The following is a 2,114-nucleotide window of genomic DNA, read 5'->3' as shown; positions in this document are numbered from 1 at the left end:
CGTCAAGGTCGACGCCGACCGCGTCAAGCATTGGCTGGCGCATGGCGCCCAGCCGACCGACCGCGTGCTGCGCTTCCTCGACGAGGCCGGCCTCGTCAAGCGCGACGCCCGTTCCAACCCGAAGAAGGCCGAGCCGGGCAAGAAGGCGCAGGAACGCGCTGCTCTTCTGAAGAAGGCGCAGGAAGATGCCGCTGCTGCCGTTGCCGCCGCCGCGGCTGCACCGGCCGAGGCGGAAGCCGCAACCGCCGAATAAGTATTTGCTCTATCGCATCCAGGAAAACGGCGGGCCATGTGCCCGCCGTTTTTTCATTCGACCCTGTCTGTAAAAGCCGCCCGGTCAATAGCCGCGCGGGCAGCGGTCAATATAGACGCGGCCACGGCTATCGCGGTAGCGGCATTCGCCACGCTCGCTCGCCCGGCCGATCAGCGCGCCGGCAACAGCGCCGACAGCACCACCGACGACGGCGCCTTCAACCGGATCGCCGGCGACGGCCGCACCGACGGCAGCGCCACCGAGGCCGCCTACGGCCGCGCCTTTTTCCGTTTGCGAACAAGCGGCGAGCGGCACCAGCAGCGCCATCAAAAGCATCGTTTTCTTCATCGTCGTTCCTCTCCGATAGGAGCCGCCTCCGCCGCCGGGCGAATCTCTAACTCGCAACTCGACGATTCGATCCCTGAGATATTGCCCGGCAAAGGGTTCAGGCTTCGAGCCGAAAGCGGTGCTTCGATCCGGATCTAACGGCTGAACGGGATCAGCGCGCGGAGCCTGGAATCGCGCAGATACAGGCCACCCCACAGGATAATGCCGAGATAGACGCCGAACAGAATGTGCGAGAACAGCGGGTTGTCGACGCGGACATTGGTGGCGATGGCGCCGCCCATATAGGCAGTAAGCAGGATGGCGCCGAGCACCGAGGTGCGCGGCAGCGCGTAGAGAGCGGTCGAGATCAGGCCGATGACGCCAAGCATGCGCGCGACATTCGGATCGGCCGGCCAGCCAAGCGGTACCATCGTCTGGATGACGATATCGAGCGGCGGCAGCTTGATGGCGCCGTCGAAGATCATGAACAGCACGATGACGCCGCTGAGCGCGCGGCCGGTCCACAAAGCGCCCGGCGAGACGGGCGCGGTTTCGGAAATGCTCATGATGGTCCCTCCTGATGGTTCTATCCCCTTCTTGCTGGGGTCGAACCAAGGACGTGGCATGGAGCGGCGATCCGACAGCGGGGCAGATTCTTTTAAGCCCGCGCGCCTTTGCCTACGAAAAATAGAACTTTTCCGCCGGGATCATCTTCGGCGGCGTTTCGCCAAGCGCCTCGAACACCGAGATTTCGCAGACACGGCAGAGGCTGTCGAGAGCGAGGTCGTTGGCTTCGGTCCCGAACGGATCCTCGAGCTCTTCCGACAGCGCGTCGAGGCCGAAGAAAGTGTAGGCGATCAGCGCGGTGAACAGCGGCGTCGCCCAACCGGTGGTCGAGATCAGGCCGATCGGCAGCAGCAGGCAGACGATATAGGCCGTGCGATGCACCAGCAGCGTGTAGGCGAACGGCAAGGGCGTACCGGCGATCCGCTCGCAGCCGGCCTGGATGGCCGCGACCGACGCGAGCCTCTCATCGAGGATACGAAAGCCGATCGTGTCGACGTCGCCCGCCAGGCGCTGCGCATTGGCACGCCGGCCCATGCGCCTGACCATCTCATCCGCCGGATTGGAAAAGGCTGCTGCCTTGTCCGCCTCCGCGTCGATGAAGGCACGGGCATCCTTCATGCTGTCGATCTTGCGCAACTGCCCGCGCAGGAAATGACAGAAGGCGAGCGCTTCCATCAGCAGGGCGCGCTGTTCGGTCTGGTCCGGGATGAGGCTGGTGGTGGCGCGTGCCAGGTTGCGCATTTCGAAGACCAGCGCGCCCCACAGCTTGCGCGCCTCCCACCAACGGTCGTAGGCGGCGTTGTTGCGGAACGAGAGATAGATCGACAATGTCACGCCGACCAGGCCGAAAGGCGTGATGTTGAAGACGCTGAAATCAAGCTGGAACCGGCGCGCCGCGGCCAGGATGATCGCGGAATAAAGCGCGAAGCCCAATATTTGCGGCAGAATGCGTGGCACGACCGAACCG

The 2,114-nt window shown here is 64.3% G+C and carries 3 protein-coding genes and 1 pseudogene; 1 reads left to right on the top strand and 3 read right to left on the bottom strand.

Going from position 1 to position 2,114, the window contains the following annotated elements:
- Positions 1 to 253, top strand: a pseudogene (locus tag ENZ74_RS30125) (30S ribosomal protein S16); the annotation flags it as partial.
- An 84-nt stretch (positions 254 to 337) separates the two neighbouring features.
- Here the strand turns inward: ENZ74_RS30125 and ENZ74_RS30120 are convergent.
- The 3 genes from ENZ74_RS30120 to ENZ74_RS30110 all read right to left on the bottom strand — a co-directional run.
- On the bottom strand, positions 338 to 601 hold the full coding sequence (locus tag ENZ74_RS30120) for a glycine zipper domain-containing protein (RefSeq protein ID WP_013528799.1): 264 nt from the start codon (positions 599 to 601) through the stop codon (positions 338 to 340).
- A 134-nt stretch (positions 602 to 735) separates the two neighbouring features.
- Entirely contained in the window at positions 736 to 1,146 is a 411-nt protein-coding gene (locus tag ENZ74_RS30115; protein ID WP_063169559.1) for a DoxX family protein, read from the bottom strand.
- 112 nt (positions 1,147 to 1,258) lie between these two features.
- Positions 1,259 to 2,114: bestrophin family ion channel (locus ENZ74_RS30110; protein ID WP_127313224.1), on the bottom strand; the 856-nt coding region annotated here is incomplete at its 5' end.

This window comes from Mesorhizobium sp. M7A.F.Ca.CA.002.15.2.1 (assembly GCF_003998715.1).
GTDB lineage: Bacteria > Pseudomonadota > Alphaproteobacteria > Rhizobiales > Rhizobiaceae > Mesorhizobium > Mesorhizobium ciceri.
Note: the sequence above shows the minus strand (reverse complement) of the source record. Positions and strands in the feature narration are given on the sequence as shown.

Bases quoted from the DNA above. Each gene is read 5' to 3' on its own strand.
- ENZ74_RS30115 (WP_063169559.1), bottom strand. From the start codon at position 1,146: ATGAGCATTTCCGAAACCGCGCCCGTCTCGCCGGGCGCTTTGTGGACC.
- ENZ74_RS30120 (WP_013528799.1), bottom strand. From the start codon at position 601: ATGAAGAAAACGATGCTTTTGATGGCGCTGCTGGTGCCGCTCGCCGCT.